This window comes from Paenibacillus sp. P5_B5 (genome assembly GCF_056400365.1).
On record NZ_JBFULK010000005.1, the window covers coordinates 288,836 to 307,227 of the forward strand.

Consider the following 18,392-nt stretch of genomic DNA (forward strand, 5'->3'; position numbering starts at 1 on the left):
ATGAAACGTAAGCTACTACTATGGGGAGGAGCAGGGGTTCTGCTCCTGCTTCTTACTGTTTTTATAGCGATATTTGTTGGAGCAAGCTATGTATCACCTAATCATATTCTCAGAATAATTGGGAGTCATCTTCCGTTTATAGGGGATTGGTTTATGCCTGATTGGGATGCATCTGCTGAGCAAATTATTATGAATGTTCGTATGCCACGTGTGATGCTCGGCATGCTTGTCGGTGCTTCATTAGCATTAGCAGGGGCAGCTTTTCAGGGTGTCCTTCGCAATCCACTTGCCGACCCGTATACGCTAGGAGTAGCGTCTGGATCATCAGTTGGAGCTGCAGTGCTTATCTATTTTGGTCTTGAATATGCATTGTTTGGGCAGTGGACAATTCCGGTTGTAGCTTTTACTACTGGCATCATGACACTGTGGATTGTGTTGAAGCTTGCGCAAGAGAATGGTCAGATAAGGAAGGAAACCTTAATTCTTTCTGGGGTTGTGATGCAAGCCTTCTTTGGAGCAATAGTATCGTTCCTCGTAGCCATGTCCAAACAAACGGTTAATGAAATTATGTTCTGGCTCATGGGATCGCTATCGATGCGTGGATGGGAATATTCACTAGTGATCGGCCCTTATTTATTGATCGGACTCGTTATCCTCATTGGATATGCGAGGGCTTTGAATTTGTTCGCACTTGGCGAAAGACAAGCTGCACATCTTGGAGTTCATGTTGAACGCACGAAGTTGATTGTTCTATGCGTAGCTACTTTGCTTACAGCGGCTGCAGTATCGGTAGCGGGAGTCATTGGATTTGTAGGGCTAATTGTTCCCCATTTACTTCGTCTTATCGTTGGTCCTGATTATCGCTTACTTATCCCACTATCTGCTCTTGGTGGGGGGATCTATGTTCTGTGGGCAGATACTTTGGCTAGAACAGCGCTTGCGCCTACAGAAATACCACTTGGTGTTGTTACCGCTTTTATCGGTGCTCCGTTCTTTGCGTATTTATTACATAAACAGAAGAAAGTATCTCACATGTAAAGAAGAACGTATCAGTAGTTTGAACGCTATATCTTTTCATCTATTCTCGTGAACAAGGAGGCTCGGATCATGATTAAGTTAAATCATATTTCCAAAGCATATGACACTAAAGTTGTCTTGCATGATGTCAATTTAACCGTAGAGCAGGGTGAATTTATTGGCCTCATCGGACCCAACGGAAGTGGGAAATCGACCTTGTTACGGATGATTTCAGGCGTTGAGCATGCGGATAACGGAAGTGTTGAGCTTAGAGGAAAGTCTGTTCGAGATTACCCACGTAAGGTATTAGCTAAATGGCTTGCTGTACTTGAGCAAGATGCGCTTCCAGCGCTTGGATTTACCACAAGAGAAATTGTAGAAATGGGTCGATACCCATTTCAAAGCTGGTTAGGTGATGACTCGAATAATGGTTATCAATTAGTAGATGCCATATTAGAACGGTTGAAGTTGAGTGAAATTGCTGAACGCAGAGTAGATATTTTAAGCGGAGGTCAAAGACAACGTGTCGCACTAGGTAGAGTGATGGCCCAAGAGCCTTTGTTATTACTGCTTGATGAACCGACAACTTACCTCGATATTGCTTATCAAATTCAAATGATGGATTACATCCTCAAATGGCAGGTTGAGTGTGGTCTTACAGTCGTTGCTGTATTACATGATTTGAATTTGGCAGCACAATATTGTACTCGTTTATTAATGATGAGTGACGGGCAGATCGTTGCAGATGGAACACCTGCAGAAATCATTACTACTGATCTAATTAAGCAAGTGTATGGTACTGAACCCATTGTTTTATCTCATCCTGTTAGTGGTGTGCCCCAAATACTACTACAGCCTGAGGGGAGTATATGGACAGTCTAAGAAAATTAACAAAATATCGTAAGCTTATAAGGTAAGGCAAAAATCTATTTTTACGAAAGAGTGTGACTATGATGACAGCATTACACAAGATGATTACTCGTATTGAATCACTTCATAATAGTAAAATAGACGAAGCAGCGCAGTATTTGGATTCTCTAACCAAACCTCCAGGCAGTCTAGGTAAACTAGAGTCAATCGCCAAGCAGGTTGCAGGAATTACAGGAGAGCTTAAACCATCGTTCACGAAAAAGGCAGTCATTGTTATGGCGGCAGATCATGGGGTATGCGAGGAAGGCATTAGTGCATTTCCAGCAGAGGTAACACCTCAGATGGTATTAAACTTCTTAAGCGGTGGTGCAGCAGTTAATGTGCTGGCACGTCATGCAGGTGCTGATGTCGTATGTGTTGATATTGGTGTGAATGCGGAACTAGAGCATCCTAAGCTCATATCACGCAAGGTACGTAAAGGTACAGCTAATATGACTAAAGGTGCTGCAATGAGCTATGATGAAGCCGAACGCGCCATTATGGTAGGTGCTGAACTGGTCAATGAAATGGTACAGCAAGGGGTTACGTTGTTTGCAACTGGTGAAATGGGAATTGGAAATACCACAGCAAGTTCAGCAATATTATGTGCACTTACTGGATTGTCACCTGAAGAAGCGGTCGGACGTGGTACTGGAATTGATGATGCGCGAATGCAGCATAAGCTTAACGTGATTGCTCAGTCACTTGAAGTCAATCAGCCAAATGGGAAAGATCCACTTGATGTACTGGCTAAAGTTGGGGGACTTGAAATCGCAGGATTAGTTGGTGTTATACTGGGCGCAGCAGCCAATCGTTGCCCTGTAGTGATCGATGGATTTATCTCATCGGCGGCTGCATTAATTGCTAGTAAAATGGCTCCTTTATCTGTTGATTATATGATTGGCTCACATTTGTCCATGGAACAAGCACACCGTCGAATGCTAGAAGCAATCAACCTATCTCCGATGCTTCAAATGGATATGAGATTAGGTGAAGGGACCGGTGCTGCATTAGCCTTTACTTTAATCGATGCTGCAGGCAAAATAATGCGTGAAATGGCTACCTTCCAAAGTGCTAGAGTAACGAGTGATCAAGTGTAGAATTTATCAAGTATAGATTTTATGAAGAATAGATCTTTACCTGTAGTCTAGAGAATTAGTAAACAAGCTGTAGAATAAAGCTGTATGATAGAAATAGAGCCTTAAGATAATGTGTACCCAGTAAGCTGTAAGGAGTGTTGATATAAATGGCTATTTTGGTGACAGGGGGAGCGCGCAGCGGCAAAAGTGGGTTTGCCGAGCGGTTAGCAGCTAGGCTAGGAGACTCCGGGCTGTATATTGCTACAGCACAAATTTATGATGAAGAGATGCGCGAACGCGTCTCTTTGCATCAAGAGCAGCGCACCAGCGGCACATTCTCGTGGGTGACACGGGAGGAGCCTTATGAGCTATCCAAGCTGCTGCGCGAGCTTGCCAGTAGCGGGGAATCCTCGGTAGTCGCGACACCGACTATGAATGTGGTGTCCAGCGCTGTTACGGATTCCACTACTGATGCGACATCCGCCAGCGCGGAGCGGGCGGTAGTGTTAGTGGACTGCCTCACCTTGTGGCTGTCCAACCAATTGCTCCGGCATGAGAACGAGCCGGAGGCAGTGGCCCTCGTGACGGCGCAGATCGCGGATTTGGCAGAGGCCGTATCGGCCTATCCATATCCGCTCATCCTCGTCACGAACGAGGTGGGTGACGGCATCGTACCCGTCACCCCACTTGGCCGGCAATTCCGTGATCTTGCCGGTCGCTTAAACCAGACGCTCGCAGCGATATGCTCGCAAGTTTTCCTCGTAACCGCAGGAATTCCGATTGAGCTAAAAAGCATAGCGTACAAGCTGGACGAAAGTGAGCGAAACTAATGCTTTTCTATTCGTTACAAGAAATCATATGGATTGTAATAGCCGCCATTCTCTTAGATTTATGTATCGGCGATCCGAAGTGGCCCACACACCCGGTCATTCTGATCGGTCGCTGGATTAGCTTTCTAGAGAAGCGGCTTTTGACGTCTAATGATATTAAGCGTGCAGAGTTAAGTCCTAACATCAAGCTATGGTGTGGTGCTGTGCTCACTGTTTCCACCACACTACTTAGCTTTGCAATTCTATGGGGAATTATTGCAATCACGACTTGGATACATCCTTGTTTAGGGTATGTAGCAAGTGTATGGTTCATTGCTTCTACAATTGCGATCAAAGGCTTGAAGCAAGCAGCTTATCGTGTTCTTAACCCTATACGTGCAGGTAACATGCAAGATGCACGTAAATATACAGGCTATATTGTAGGTAGAGATACGAAGGAGCTTTCTGAAGCAGAACTGACTCGTGCAGTCGTTGAGACTGTTGCTGAAAATATTGTGGACGCTGTAATTTCACCAATTTTCTATGCTTTGCTTGGTGGAGCTCCATTTGCTATGCTGTATAGAGCATCGAATACATTAGATTCAATGGTTGGCTATCGCAATGAACGTTATTTATTTTTTGGACGAGCATCAGCGAGATGGGATGATGTCATGAACTGGATTCCAGCACGACTGACGGGTCTTTTAATCTTAATTTCCGCTATGTTTGACCATGAATTGTCAGCAAGACGTGGATTTCGCTCGGTCATCACCTTTGCAAGTAAACATCCAAGTCCCAATAGCGGCATACCAGAAGCAGCAGTTGCTGGAGCGCTTGGTATTGAGCTTGGTGGTCGCAATATATATGGTGGTGTTGCTAGTGAACGAGCTAGACTTGGCTATCCACTAAGAGAGAGAAATGCGAATGATATCGTGTCGACAGTTCGAATATTATATCGATCTGCCTTTATTGTGATTGGAGGATTAGCCATATGGGCTCTACTCATAATCGTGTAACAGACTGGCTGTATGGATGTATTGCGGCCTTTCAATTTTTATCGCGGATTCCTATTCCACTGCAAATTAACTATAACAATCAGGTGTTCCAAAGAAGCGTACCTTTCTATCCGATCGTTGGTGGAGTAATTGGGTTATTACTGCTAACTCTAGCCGTTATTGGTCAAATGATTCTGCCTCCAATGCCGGCTTCAGTGCTACTTATTACTTTCTGGATTATCTTGACAGGCGGATTGCACTTAGATGGTCTCATGGATACTGCTGATGGTATTCTCAGTCATCGGGATAGGGAACAAATGCTTGACATCATGAAAGATAGCCGGGTAGGAGCTATGGGTGTCATTGTTTGTGTCCTGTATTTATTCATGAAAACCTCACTTATCTACGTGATTGTGCAGCATGATCTCTCCCAGTTGTTTCTTCCCTTATTGGTGATTCCGATCTGGAGTCGTTGGTTTATGACTGCTGCAATTACCCATTGGCCATATGCAAGACCTGATTCTGGATTAGGTAGTTTTTTTAAGGGGACGTCAGTACGCTATGTAGGATTGGGTGCAATAGTTGGACTTTTACTAAGCCTAGCGGTGCTTGGCGTACCCTATTTACTTGGGAATTCAATCGACTGGATACTGCTGCTATGTGTGATTGGTGGTATGCTAATAATCGGTTGTATGACAGCAGTTTATTTGGCTCGCAAGCTTGGTGGGTTAACAGGAGATACATACGGCGCATTGAATGAGATCCTTGAGTTAACAGGGCTCTTGATTGTAGTTATCTTTTATCATTTAACAGTTTAATTAACTGTGTTAAATATATGGTTGTTATTTTTCATACCTTATAAGTTGCTCTAATACATAATCAGTACATGCTAAAGACAGAATCCAATATTGATCGTAGTAGCGGAGGGGACGGAATTGTCCTGAAGAAGCGAAGCGTTCGCCTACAAGTTTTCCGAAGGAAAACTACTTCGTAAGCGTATGCTTTGACACCGGATTTCTACCGCTCTATGCGGTATATAATCAAGAAATCTGGTGGCAACAGCGATCGTAAGGACAATCCGTCCACGCAGCGGTCATCGATCGGCACACTTGTAACGTTTCTAGCACTGATTATGATTTAGACCTTAAGTTACCCTAGGAGGCACGTTTATGTTAGAACGTTATGGACATGGTGGAGATCTTCGTACAGCTGAGGAATCGTTTGGTTTGAATAAAGAAGAGTTTCTTGATTTCTCTGCCAATATGAATCCGCTTGGGCCACCTGAGGTAATTGAGCACATTATGAAGTCGAAGTGGCATGAAATTAATCGATACCCAGATCCAGCTTCACGCCAGCTTGTCAAAGCGATATCGGAACACTATGAGATTCCAGAAGCGAGCATAATGGTTGGTAATGGCGCAGCAGAGTTAATCGATCTACTTGTACGCCATCTTGTGCCGAACATAACAGGACTTGCACAACCTTGTTTTAGTGAGTATGGGGATGCGGTTCACAATGCAGCAGGAATCGCCTATGATATCCCCTTGTATGAAGAACACAGCTTTGAATTGCAAGAAAGTGATATCGAGCAAGCGATGAATGAAACGAATTTACTTTTCCTCGGGCATCCCAATAATCCAACGGGGAAGCTTATACCACAGTGTATTCTCAATAATATTATAAATCGTAAACATCCTCTCATTTTGGATGAAGCTTTTATGGATTTTATCGCGAATGAAGCGGAGGTTAGCCGTATCCGTCAGGCTGCTGGGGAGCCGAATCTGTATGTGATTCGTTCAATGACCAAATTCTTCTCAATTCCTGGTATAAGGCTCGGGTTTATGGTTGCTCATCCTGATATGATTGCTCAGCTTCGCAAACGGCAAACGCCTTGGAGTGTTAATTTTTTAGCACAGGAAATAGGTAAATCAGTCTTGAATATAGAAGACCCTTGCAATGAGCAATATGCTCAGCGTACGCGAGAGTGGTTAGATGAGGAACGTCCATGGTTAACTAATCAACTTGAGTTACTAGGGCTACAGGTTGTACCAAGTGAAACTAATTTCTTGCTGATCTCATTACCTGAGCAATCTGGCTACGATATTAAACAACTCCAACAGTTATTAGGACGTAAAGGAATACTAGTTAGAGATGCTTCTTTGTTTAAAGGTCTAAATGAGCGATATGGCCGAGTTGCTGTTCGAACTAGATTAGATAACGAGCGTTTAGTTCAAGCGATTCGAGAAGTCATGGCTATCAAAGTTGCTATTAAAGTTAATGTTCAAGGTATGCCTGAATAGGGAGATGGTCAGTCAATGAAATCAGATACCTCAAAGCGAGCAAGAACAATTATGGTCTTAGGGACAAGTTCTGATGTGGGTAAGAGCATTATCACCACAGGGTTATGTCGTATTTTTCTCGAAGATGGCTTAAAGGTAGCTCCTTTTAAATCACAGAATATGTCTAATAATTCTTATGTGACGATAGATGGCAAAGAAATTGGGCGCGCACAAGGTGTGCAAGCTGATGCATGCCAAATTCAGGCGACAACGGATATGAATCCGATCTTGCTTAAGCCCAAAGGTGACCTCACTTCACAGACAATCGTTCATGGTGTGCCAGTTGCTGATTTTAAGGCAAGGACTTATCGTGAAGAATACCTTCCTTTAGCTGAATCGATTGTTAAGGAAGCGATCGATCGTTTGCGAGCGCAATATGATGTGGTTGTCATGGAGGGGGCAGGAAGTCCGGCAGAGGTGAATTTGAAGGATAACGATATTGTTAACATGCGCGCGGCTGTGTGGGGTGAAGCACCGGCTGTGCTTGTTGCTGATATTGATCGGGGAGGCGTATTTGCTTCGATCGTCGGTACGTTAGAAATTCTGACTGAAGAAGAGCGATCCCGGGTACAAGGCTTTATTATAAATAAATTTCGTGGAGACGTATCTTTACTGCAGCCTGGTCTTGATTGGTTAGAAGCACGGACTGGTATTCCTGTACTGGGCGTCATTCCATATTTGCCTATGCTTGGTATAGAAGATGAGGATTCTGCTTCTCTGGACTCTAAACGTCAGATAACGCGTTCAAGCGATAGTTCACAACATGCCAAGGATCAAAAGCTTGATATTGCTGTCATTCGTTTCCCTCGTATTTCTAATTTCACAGATGTTGATCCGCTCTATGACGAGGAAGATGTGCGGGTTCGCTATATCACACACCCAGGTGAATTTGGGAAGCCTGATGCGATTATTATGCCAGGAAGCAAGAATACGACAGAGGATTTAAGATATTTACGCAGTACAGGCATGCAAAAGCTGCTGCTTGAGTATATGTATGAGCAGGATGGTCACGTCGTAGGTATTTGTGGTGGTTATCAAATGTTAGGGCGTAAGCTGCTTGATCCGAATCAAGTAGAGTCGAATGAAAAGGAATATCATGGGCTTGGTGTTTTTCCATCAGTAACTACTTTTGCACAAACGAAGAGAACGGTTCGTATAGCTGGAACAGCCTCTCTATATGGGGCAGATTTAGTGCCTATTGAAGGTTATGAAATTCATATGGGTGAAACCAATTTTGAGGAAGAGGTTATGCAGCCTTTTACGATCGATGACCTCCCAGAGGGTGCTTCTGTAGATGATGGGCGAATATGGGGTACTTATATTCATGGGATTCTTCATAATGATGATCTGCGTAGACAATGGCTCAATAAGATTCGTCAGACTAAAGGACTAGATCCACTTCCTGCGAATTTAAGATTCAAAGAGAAAAGAGAGCAAGCTTTTGACAGATTAGCATCGCATGTGCGGGAGCATTTGGACTTAAAGCGCATTTATAATATCATAGGATTATCTCATCCATCACAAATATCGGAGGTTGATTAGAATGAAAATATACACGCGAACAGGTGATAAAGGTCAGACAAGTGTAATTGGTGGTCGTGTGAATAAAGATGATATTCGTGTTGAAGCTTACGGAACAGTAGATGAGCTTAATAGCTTCGTAGGGCAAGCGATGAGTCTCATGAATCCAGATAAATTTACGGATCTGCTCGAAGATTTATTACAAATCCAACATGAGTTGTTCGACTGTGGTTCAGATCTAGCGAAGTTGAAAGAAACGGAGAAGCATCCGTTCAAGGTAACAGCCGAAATGGTAGAAGCACTTGAGCCTTGGATTGATAAATATGATGCCGAGACGCCTGATCTCACACGGTTTATTCTGCCAGGTGGAAGCAGCACTTCTTCAGCTTTACATATTTGCCGAACTGTATGTAGACGTGCAGAACGGAGAGTTGTGACGCTTGCTCGTGAACAAGAGATTAACCCTGAAGTATTGCGTTATCTAAACCGATTATCCGATCTATTCTTTACCATTGCTCGGACTGCTAACTTGCGGGAAGGGCAGACTGATGTTGAATATATTCGCTCCGCTGAGGTGTTTAGATCCAAATCATGAATTATTATGATCCCTTACAATATATTGTGCCGCCCGAAGATGATGGTTGTGTATTGAAAACAATTTTACAAAAAAGATTAGGTGTTTCTCGTAAATTGTTATCTCGTGTGAAGCTGACGGAACAAGGAATTATGGTTAATGGTGAGCGTAAATATATTTCTGTTCATGTGCAAGCTGGTGATCTTGTTGAAGTCCGAATGGAGCGCGAGGAATCGGATGATATTATGCCACAAGAGCTGCCATTAGACTTTATATATGAAGATGAAGATCTCTTAATTGTAAATAAACAAGCTGGAATGATTGTACATCCCACGCATGGTCATTATATTAATACGGTTGCGAATGGTGTCGTTTATTATTGGCAAAGTAAAGGTGAGAGCTTCCGCTTTAGACCCATTCATCGGCTGGATCAAGAAACTTCTGGTGTGCTCGCCATTGCTAAGAATGCCTATGTCCACCAGCAAATTTCTGAGCAGATGATTGCGCATACGATTGAGAAAGAATATATGGCACTTGTATATGGTGATGTCAAGGATGATAAAGAAACGATTGAAGGTCCAATAGATCGTGATCCTGAACAGCCACATATGAGGATTGTAACCCCTACAGGTTATCATGCAGTCACGCATTACGAGGTATCAGCACGATTTGGACATGTAACATTAGTCAGAATACGTCTAGAGACAGGTCGCACGCATCAAATTCGCGTACATATGAAGCATATTGGTCACCCACTTGTGGGGGACAAGATGTACCAACTAGGTGAGTATGCTCATTTATCAGAGTCTGTTGATTCCATTATAACTAGACAAGCCCTTCATGCTTATCGGCTCGGATTTACTCATCCAAGTACGAGGGAGCGGGTAGAGTTCAGGGCAGAAGTACCAGATGATATGAAACTTGTGATTGAACATTTACGTAATGAAATGGAGTGACTTGGATGAATTTTAAAGTCTATGAATATGCAAAATGCAGTACATGCCGGAATACATTAAAGTGGTTAAGAAGTCATCATCCAGATGCGGAGATAACGACAATTCCAATTGCGGATACTCCACCAAGTGTTGAAGAACTACGGGAACTGGTTAAGTTAAGTGGACTTGACATTCGCAAGTTTTTTAACACTGCTGGGGAAGTGTACAGATCGATGGGACTTAAAGATCGGTTACCGCAGCTTTCGGAGGATGAGATGCTAGCGTTGCTCGCATCTAATGGTATGCTAATTAAGCGCCCAATCGTAACGGATGGACATAAGGTAACAGTTGGTTTCAAGGAAGAAGCATTCGAACTAAACTGGTAATTGTACGTGAGGACGTTTGAGGAGGAAAATATGAAAGATAGTTCACCTACACCTGAATCTAATAAGCCAAATAATAGTAACGCCAAAAGCAAAAAAAATAATCCATTGTGGTTTCTTGGAACAGCCGGCTTCTTTATTCTAGCTAAGGGAAAATGGATTCTTTCACTTTTGAAGTTCGGTAAGTTTGGTGGCGCTATAGCAAGTATGCTAGTTTTCACTGGAACCTATGCGATGCTGTTTCCAATATCTTTTGCGATCGGTATAGTGGTAATGCTATTTATTCATGAAATGGGACATGTGATTGCTGCCAAGCAGAAGAAGATGCCTGTATCTGCACCATTCTTCATCCCTTTTGTTGGAGCATTAGTGTCCATGAAGCGTAATCCTAGTGATGCAGTAACAGAAGCCTATATTGGTTACGGTGGTCCTTTACTTGGTACGATTGGTGCAACAGCTACTTTTGGACTTGGATTCCTGCTTGATTACCCAGTACTCTATTCAGTTGCTTATATTGGATTTTTTCTGAATTTGCTCAATCTACTACCGGTTCATCCGCTTGATGGTGGGCGAATCTCTGTTGCAGTAACACGTTGGCTATGGGTTGTTGGCTTAATTGTAGCGATTCCTGTTATTATTTATTTGAAAAGTATATTATTAGGAATTATTTTAGTTATATCAGCTTGGAATATGTACAATAAATATGTGAAGAAAAAAACAGCTCAATCCAAAATGAATTTTGTTTCTACGGATTACTATTTGACAGAGGAAACCTTCTATCAAGGGTTAACGTTCATTCCAGGCGAGAACCATCAGCGGGATTTATCGTATACAGCATTTACTGAGCTTACCGGCAAGCACGAAGGTAAGACAATTGTTAGAGCAAAATGGGATGCCATTCAATTTGAAGAAGAAATGGTTGTTATGACGCAAGCTATCATTAAACGCGTATACGCCCAAACCAAACATATTCAAGCGGGTAGTCAGGATTCATCTGTTTGTTTGACCGTAGTTATTGAATACCAAGAGTTTGAGAATGAACAATATTATGAAGTTCGTTCCTCAACTCGTTGGAAATTCGGGCTTGCATATTTTGGGCTTGCTGCTTATTTGGTTGTCATGATGATGCTTGCTCATCAGGAAATGCAATCTATCATGCTGATTTCATAACTTTTTGTATATAAAAAAATATATTTTGATATTTTAAGGAGCGCCGATGTTTTAACGGCGCTCTTTTTGTTCAAAATGGTAAGGATAGGATATTGGTATTGAAAGGAGATTAACAATGAATTCCGTAACTTCCTTATCTGAATTATTGTCAAAAGGTAGAAATTCCGCATATGTTGATATTCCGGGTATGTTAGGTAAAACATTTGGACAAGTTACTTTGTCAGCAACGATGCCAATGAGTAGATTGTTTTCTATTTATGAGGTTGACCTTGAGGTACAACGCTCGATTAATCCACGTAATTTAACTAAACTAATTGATTATATCGAATTGTACTTGCAAGATAACCAGCCCATATATTTCCCGGGAATTATTTTCTCTGCTCGGGGAGCTGGGCACTATGACGAGGAACAGAATGCTTTTCGTCTCCAGCCAGTTGAAATGCTTTATGTCGTGGATGGTCAACACCGTCTAGCTGCATTCCGAAGAGTGATGGAAAGCTTACAAAGTCAAATGACAAGGGCAAAGGATCGTCGCGAATATGAGAAGATGGAGGAAATAACCGAGAAATTACGCCGGTTGTATGCATTCCCAGCCTCTATTATGATCTATCTGGACATCAATGCAATTCAAGAGCGTCAGCTCTTCTCAGACATTAACAAACTGCCACGTAAAATTGGCGGTAATCTTGCCGTATTACGTGATCAAAGACGTTATTATCATGTAATGGGGATGGACTTGCTGCAGAATCACGCCGTGATGAACCATATTCCGATTGATACATTCTCCGAAAGGGGTAAGGGTCCTGAGTATTTGTTTACTTATCACCTACTCACCGAAATTCTAGTCGCTCTATTCGAAGGTAGAATGAAATCTAGTAGCCGTCAGAACAGCTACCGCTATGAAGATAAAATGCTGCAGGAGCATATTACATTAGCTTCCGAGTATTTTATTCAAATGCTTAAGGTATTGCCTGAACCTATTAAAGGCTCATCGCCTTGGACAGAAAATATGCAGCTTGCTACAGCATTATTTATTCATGATGAAGCGACGAAGAGTGGCAAATTTAATCGATATGCGATGAATTATGCGATGCGGATTCTGCCTCATATTCGCTGGGAGACGATTTTCTCAGGAGAAGAGAAAGATCGATTGCCACGTAGAACAAGGATTATGAAGGCCTATCAGCATATAGTAGGTTTCTACAAGGAAAACCATGTATTGTTGATTACAGATGGGGAGGATGTTGGCTAATGGATGGACTTCGCTTACAAATGACCATTTATCCTCTGTGTGATAAATTCGGCTTGACTACAGTTGCACTTAAAGTACGTGATTTGCTTGATTATACAACGATTGACCCTATGGTGCAGCGGAAGCTTAGTTTAATGCAGAGACGCAAAATATCTAATTATTTGCAGGAAAGAGAATTGGATCAGGTATTCTTTGGACCTGTCACACTCTCCATGAGAGACGTCGGTTCACTTGCTACTGATGGAGAAGATCATGAGAAACAAAGCTATGTACTCAGGCAAGGTTCTAAACTCAGTATCTTAGATGGTCAACATCGAATTTTGGCGTTAGGTTATGTTGGTGAGCAAATGCTGCGTGAGGTTCGCAGGAACACACGCAAAATCACTGTTTTGAAATTGAAGCAGCGAAAGGATCCTGAAGATCCCTCAGTACAGTCAGAATTAGATGATTTGCAAAACTTAGTAGATAGTATCGAAATAAGAAGGCTGGCATTGATGGAAACAGAGCTAGCTGTACAAATCTACATTGGTCTGAATGAAGAAGAGGAGAAGCAATTGTTCGGAGATATCAATTCCAAGGTTCAATTGGTATCTAAGGAGCTTGGACATTTGTTTGATTCAGTTGATCCCATTAATCTGGTTATTCAACAGGTTGCAGACCATCATCCAATGCTTAAGGAGGTAGGGATTGAAAAACGGAATTCTTTAACCGCGTTCAATCGTAACTTTACTTGCTTCTCTTGGATGTATTCAGTAGCAACGATGCTGTTCTCAGGGAGAATGCAACCATCGTATGAGTTAATGCGCAATATGCGTAAGGATTTACCATTCTACGTTGAGATTCTGCATCAATTCTATAGCAAGCTGCTACCACTCTTACCAGAACAACCCGGCTTATCACAATATACGTCAGCGAGTAGAGTAATGCAGGAGAGCATAGCGATCTATGCGAATCACTTTTTGTTTAAGGATGGCGAATTTAATGAGGAGTGGACCTCATGTCTTCGAATTCTAGATGGATTCGATTGGTCCCATCGTAATGAAGAGTTGTTCTATATTTTCGGTATGCAAGATAATGGCAAGTTAAATTTAATTCACGAGAAATCTCTGCGTAAACATAGTAAGCTGCTTAAGTTTTTCTTGGAAGGTATGGAAGAACCTGATGGCTTCGCCTCTTTAGCGTAAAACGGTCTTTCTTCATTAATTAGCATCCGTTATCTTACTTAAGATGACATTCGGATGGTTAATCGATGAGGAAAGACCATTTTTTTTGTAGTTTTTTGTAATTTAATTTCTTCTTGGAATATTATTTTAAATGTTTATTGAATTTTAAAATTTTATTTTATATAATGAGGTTTAATTAACAGAATATTATTTTTTCAAGGAGGTGGTTTCAGAGCAAATTTCTTGATGTCAGAATAATTGAACTGACAATAATGAATCGGGAGTGATTAAATTGATAGGTATTCATCGGTATTATACAAAGAGAATTGCAATTATGCTGGTTATTCTTCTGTTATTTAGTACTTGGACTAGTACATTTGTAAGCGCTTCCGAATATAAAACAGGGTTCTCTGTAAGCGAATCAGATGTGCCGAATTCTGAACAAGAGAACTTACCAACAAACAACGAAGATGAATTAAATAATGAACCAAGTAATAATCCTGAAGATGAGGCACCAGTCGATGAGATTGTTAATGAAGAAGAGAAGTTAGATATTGAAAATTTAGCAGTAGTTGATGTCAAACGCATTGAAATCGCGAATAACACACTTATGATGAATCCAGGTGCTGTGCAACCATTTCAAGTAAAAGCATTTGATGAAGGCGGTAATGAAATCCCTCTTACTGAAGGTGTAGCTTGGACTGCTGACCCTCAGATTGGTCAAATTAGTCAAGTGGGAGAACTGACTGCTGGCGGTATACTTGGAAGTGTTGAATACGGCTATGTCACAGCCAAATACGGAGAATTAGAAGCTCGTAGTCTTGTATTAGTAGGCAAGGTTGGTGTCGTATTAGAAGACTTTGAATCGATGACTCAGAATGGTAAAACCATTTTAACAACTGGCATTATTAACAGTAAATCTGCAAATGTACAATTATCTTCAAGGCCTGACCCAGTTGTATATGGGGAGCATGCGGCCAAGTTTACATATGATATGTCTGGAACAACAGGAACTTCAGCTGCATATGTCAGTTTACGAGATCTTGCTACAGGAGCCCTTGATCGCAGATTAGAGGGTAATCCGACTAAGCTTGGCGTATGGGTATATGGTGATCAGAATGCCCATTGGTTTCGGGCAAGGTTGAGAAATAACACGGGTGGTTCTTTCACTATTGATTTTACAACAAGCTCTAATTTTACTTGGTCTGGCTGGAAATATGTTACGGCTTCAATGCCTTCCAACCAAGTGGGGCCTTTTAAAATCATGGATTTATATCTGGTAGAAACGAAGAATGACAATAAAAACGCAGGTGTACTGTATTTTGATCGATTTAGTGCTTTCTATAACAATACGGATATTTTCAGTGTCGATATTGAGGGTTTAACACCAATGAAAGTTGGGGAGAGCAAACAAGCTCAGGTCTATATTACTCAAAATGGTAGTGTAGCACCCGAACAAGTAGGAAGCGGAGTTACTTTTTTAAGCAGTAATCCCGAGGTCGCCTCAATTGATGATTCTGGGCAGGTTATTTCTCATAAGGCTGGTCAAACGACCATAGTTGCTCTGTATCAAAATGCACAACCCGCCTTATTCGAACTTATGGTAAGTGTAGACGACGCTCCGCTTGAATCAATTGAAATGATTGGTCCTTTAACAATTGAGAAAGGAAGAACAGGTGAAGTCAAAGTGTTTGCTAGATACTCGAATTATCCGAATAAAATCAATGTGACGGGCGAAGCAGTTATTAGCTCTTCATCTCAAAATATTGATATTCAACATGGAGGTATAGTGAAGGGCTTAGATGTAGGTGATGCGATCATTACAGCAAGTTATCAAGGAAAAGATGCTTCCTATTCATTAACCGTTACAGAACCTATTCCAGTTCTTGATAAAATTGAACTCTCGGGACTCTCGGCGATGACAATAGGCAGTGAACAACAAGCTACAGTGACAGCCTATTATAATGTACTTGATCAGCCAAGCCACACCACTGATATCACACAGAATGCTGCATTTACCAGTAGTAAAAAAGCAGTAGCAGAAATAGGGCCAGGCGGACAAGTAAGAGCACTAAGCGTAGGTGCAACCATGATCACCGCTTCTTTCCAAGGTAAAACACACAGTTATGTGTTGGTAGTAAATAAAGAATCGGTTGCTATTCCAAAACAAGAGATGCGTGCAACTTGGGTCGCAACGGTTGAGAACATTGACTGGCCATCCAAGGGACCCTTTGATAAGGATAAGCAACAAGCCGAATATATTGCCATGCTGGACGAATTGCAAGCTACGGGTATAAATGCCATCATTATGCAAGTCAAGCCAGCTGCAGATGCGTTCTATCCGTCTGAATATGCACCATGGTCCAAATGGTTGACAGGAAAGCAGGGTCAAGATCCTGGTTATGATCCACTCGCCTTTATGATTGAAGAGTCTCACAAAAGAAATATCGAATTTCATGCATGGTTTAATCCTTATCGTGCTAGCATGGAACCAGATATCAATAGCTTGATTCCCGAACATCCGCTTAGGCAACATCAAGATTGGTTGCACGCGTACGGTGGTAGGCTGATCATGGATCCAGGCATCCCAGAAACACAGGAATACATCATCAACGGCATTATGGAAGTCGTTAATAAATACGATATTGACGCTGTCCACTTTGACGATTATTTCTATCCTTATCCTGTAGCAGGTGTTGCATTTCCGGACAGTGAATCCTTTGCTAAATACGGGCAAGGTATGACATTAGATAATTGGCGTCGTAATAACGTAGATACGCTAATTCAGGATTTGTCGATAGAAATTAAAAAGGCAAAGCCATATGTTAAATTCGGAATTAGCCCATTTGGTATTTGGAGAAATAAATCATCTGATCCGAACGGCTCGGATACGAATGGGACGGAAAGTTATAGCGCCATTTATAACGATACTCGCAAATGGATTCAAGAAGAATGGATTGATTATGTTACACCGCAAATTTACTGGTATTTCAATTATGGTCCTGCCGCATATGAGAATTTGGTCGATTGGTGGGCTAAGCAAGTAGAAGGAAAGAATGTGCATTTATATGTTGGGCACGGCGCTTATCGAATCGGATCTAATGATCCAAACTGGTTGGATCCTGATCAAATGCCTAACCAAGTTACATTTAATCGTAATTATAATAATGTGAAGGGCAGTATCTTTTTCTCAACGGATAGCATTCGCTCCAATCCATTAGGATTTAAAGATAAGCTTCAAGATTCTTTATATCAATACCCTGCATTAGTACCTCAGATGAATTGGCTCAGTCACAATCTGCTGAATCCACCTCAGGATTTAATGGGCAAAGTAGGCAGTTCAGGATTGAAATTAAGCTGGAATGAATCACAGGATGATACATCTTATTATGTTATTTATCGTAGTGAAGGTACCATTGCACCTGATGTAACAAATCCTGCTCATATTTTAACGAAGGTTAGTAGAGCAGCTGGTGAAGATCAACGATTCGAGGATAAGACGGTAGAACTATCGAAGACATATACTTATCTCATTACGGCAGTCGACAGGCTTCATAATGAAAGCAATCCTGAGACGATAACCGTCGAAGTGAAAGAGTTTGAGAAGGTGCCGAGAATTGAGTTCGAGAACATGTCCGCCTTAAAAGTAGGTCAGTCTTTAATAGTGCAGCTTCTAGCGATCAATGAAGATCATACAGAACCTGTGGATATAAAAAGTGATGTTAAATTAACAAGCAGCAACGATAAAGTCGCTACTATTGATAAGAAGGGAATCATTAAAGCGAAAAAAGCTGGTAAAACAACCATCACTGCGAATTACAAGAATCTATTCACAAGTTATGAACTTATTGTGATTAATAAAAGTGACGATCCGAATACGATAGAATGGATTGAATTCTCGAACCTAACTTCCTTACTTACAGGTGATACTTTACAAGTGCAACTTCAGGCGATCTATATTGATCGCACAGAATCATTTGCAATAAATAATAAAGTTAAACTAGCTAGCAGCAAGGAAAAAATTGCGACAATTGATAAAAATGGACTCATACATGCAATTAAGGAAGGTAAAACAACTATTACTGCGAAATATAAGAATTTGACTGCAAGCTTTGAACTAATCGTAGCGAATAAGAACTAACATAAAAGGCTCAACACCAAAATCAGTGCTTGAACAAATGGAGTCGTGTCGATGGATGACCGCTACGCGGACGGATTGTCCTTACGATCGCTGTTGCCCCCAGAT

General features: G+C 41.6%; 15 protein-coding genes. All 15 read left to right on the plus strand.

The features are described 5' to 3' along the window. The 15 genes from AC1DOK_RS09130 (at position 1) to AC1DOK_RS09200 (ending at position 18,287) form a co-directional block, all read left to right on the plus strand. The gene (locus AC1DOK_RS09130) at positions 1 to 1,038 is read left to right on the plus strand and encodes a FecCD family ABC transporter permease (RefSeq protein WP_477553943.1); all 1,038 of its coding nucleotides are present in this window, start codon (positions 1 to 3) and stop codon (positions 1,036 to 1,038) included. Between the two features lie 69 nt (positions 1,039 to 1,107). Beyond that, positions 1,108 to 1,899 carry an ABC transporter ATP-binding protein gene (locus AC1DOK_RS09135; protein ID WP_477553944.1) on the plus strand — a complete coding sequence of 264 codons (792 nt, stop codon included), beginning with the start codon at positions 1,108 to 1,110 and terminating at the stop codon, positions 1,897 to 1,899. 71 nt (positions 1,900 to 1,970) lie between these two features. Then, positions 1,971 to 3,026, plus strand: coding sequence for a nicotinate-nucleotide--dimethylbenzimidazole phosphoribosyltransferase (cobT, locus tag AC1DOK_RS09140; protein WP_477553945.1), 1,056 nt, complete (start codon positions 1,971 to 1,973; stop codon positions 3,024 to 3,026). A 146-nt stretch (positions 3,027 to 3,172) separates the two neighbouring features. Then, positions 3,173 to 3,835, plus strand: coding sequence for a bifunctional adenosylcobinamide kinase/adenosylcobinamide-phosphate guanylyltransferase (locus AC1DOK_RS09145; protein WP_477553946.1), 663 nt, complete (start codon positions 3,173 to 3,175; stop codon positions 3,833 to 3,835). Continuing rightward, positions 3,835 to 4,830 (plus strand): adenosylcobinamide-phosphate synthase CbiB, encoded by a 996-nt coding sequence (cbiB, locus tag AC1DOK_RS09150; protein WP_477553947.1) that lies wholly within the window; start codon positions 3,835 to 3,837, stop codon positions 4,828 to 4,830. Before AC1DOK_RS09145 ends, cbiB begins: the two co-directional genes overlap by 1 nt. Further along, positions 4,806 to 5,627, plus strand: coding sequence for an adenosylcobinamide-GDP ribazoletransferase (gene cobS, locus AC1DOK_RS09155; protein WP_477553948.1), 822 nt, complete (start codon positions 4,806 to 4,808; stop codon positions 5,625 to 5,627). Before cbiB ends, cobS begins: the two co-directional genes overlap by 25 nt. Before the next feature lie 351 nt (positions 5,628 to 5,978). Next, entirely contained in the window at positions 5,979 to 7,109 is a 1,131-nt protein-coding gene (cobD, locus tag AC1DOK_RS09160) for a threonine-phosphate decarboxylase CobD (RefSeq protein WP_477553949.1), read from the plus strand. Between the two features lie 15 nt (positions 7,110 to 7,124). Beyond that, positions 7,125 to 8,690 carry a cobyric acid synthase gene (locus tag AC1DOK_RS09165; RefSeq protein WP_477553950.1) on the plus strand — a complete coding sequence of 522 codons (1,566 nt, stop codon included), beginning with the start codon at positions 7,125 to 7,127 and terminating at the stop codon, positions 8,688 to 8,690. A 1-nt stretch (position 8,691) separates the two neighbouring features. Then, entirely contained in the window at positions 8,692 to 9,264 is a 573-nt protein-coding gene (locus AC1DOK_RS09170; RefSeq protein WP_477553951.1) for a cob(I)yrinic acid a,c-diamide adenosyltransferase, read from the plus strand. After that, a complete protein-coding gene (locus AC1DOK_RS09175; RefSeq protein WP_477553952.1) occupies positions 9,261 to 10,199 on the plus strand; it encodes an RluA family pseudouridine synthase in 939 nt (312 codons plus the stop codon). Before AC1DOK_RS09170 ends, AC1DOK_RS09175 begins: the two co-directional genes overlap by 4 nt. 5 nt (positions 10,200 to 10,204) lie before the next feature. Further along, on the plus strand, positions 10,205 to 10,564 hold the full coding sequence (locus AC1DOK_RS09180; protein WP_477553953.1) for an arsenate reductase family protein: 360 nt from the start codon (positions 10,205 to 10,207) through the stop codon (positions 10,562 to 10,564). Between the two features lie 30 nt (positions 10,565 to 10,594). Further along, entirely contained in the window at positions 10,595 to 11,731 is a 1,137-nt protein-coding gene (locus AC1DOK_RS09185) for a site-2 protease family protein (RefSeq protein ID WP_477553954.1), read from the plus strand. A 115-nt stretch (positions 11,732 to 11,846) separates the two neighbouring features. After that, the gene (locus AC1DOK_RS09190; protein WP_477553955.1) at positions 11,847 to 12,983 is read left to right on the plus strand and encodes a DNA sulfur modification protein DndB; all 1,137 of its coding nucleotides are present in this window, start codon (positions 11,847 to 11,849) and stop codon (positions 12,981 to 12,983) included. Beyond that, on the plus strand, positions 12,983 to 14,167 hold the full coding sequence (locus AC1DOK_RS09195; protein ID WP_477553956.1) for a DNA sulfur modification protein DndB: 1,185 nt from the start codon (positions 12,983 to 12,985) through the stop codon (positions 14,165 to 14,167). The genes AC1DOK_RS09190 and AC1DOK_RS09195 overlap by 1 nt, the downstream gene beginning before the upstream one ends. Before the next feature lie 271 nt (positions 14,168 to 14,438). Next, on the plus strand, positions 14,439 to 18,287 hold the full coding sequence (locus AC1DOK_RS09200) for a family 10 glycosylhydrolase (protein ID WP_477553957.1): 3,849 nt from the start codon (positions 14,439 to 14,441) through the stop codon (positions 18,285 to 18,287). The last annotated feature ends 105 nt before the right edge of the window (positions 18,288 to 18,392 follow it).